This window comes from Candidatus Hydrogenedentota bacterium (assembly GCA_016791475.1).
Lineage (GTDB): Bacteria > Hydrogenedentota > Hydrogenedentia > Hydrogenedentales > JAEUWI01 > JAEUWI01.
Map to the genome: position 1 here is coordinate 1 of JAEUWI010000294.1, position 631 is coordinate 631.

At 58.6% G+C, this 631-nt stretch carries 1 tRNA gene; it reads left to right on the plus strand.

The annotated features are described in order from the left end of the window. Window positions 1-400: 400 nt before the first annotated feature. A tRNA-Val gene (locus tag JNK74_29285) sits at window positions 401-474 on the plus strand. Window positions 475-631: the final 157 nt, after the last annotated feature.

Sequence of the window (631 nt, forward strand, 5' to 3'; positions counted from 1 at the left end):
GCGACATCGAGTACTCGAACCGGTTGGGAATAATCTTTTACGCTGCCGTCGGGAAGTTTGACTTGGAGCATCGGTGGTCCTGAGATAGCGGCAACCGGCGCCGAATCACGTCCATACCAAGGACGCGCGGCGCAGGGCCGACGAAAGGGCTGCGAACGATCGTAAGATAGAGCAGTCTTTAGGTTTCCGGCAAGGTCGGCGGCGCGGTTCGCGTCCGTTGGGCCACTTGACGATCTTCTATTTGTGCGTCACACTTGGCAGTTCGCCGTTCAGTCGCAAACCAACGACCGAACGGAACCTGTCGCGGCGTGTCTCAAAACAACGGACAACCGCGACGTCCGCGGCGTTCGCTCGATTGGCCGAGAACTCGGCTCCGGCGAGGGCGGCGGCGACTATTTTCGGGCGATTAGCTCAGTTGGTTAGAGCACTAGCTCGACAAGCTAGGGGTCACAAGTTCGAGTCTTGTATCGCCCACTCTGTTTGATTCTCAGAGCTTCCTACGGCGCTCACCAGTGCTCTAGGAAGCTCTTTTCGTTGGTGGCGGTCGGACGGTGAGCTAACCAGATCACTCAGGATTGCGCCAGAGTGCCCCGAAACTGCACCACTCGCGAGGGCATAATCCGCCTCGGTG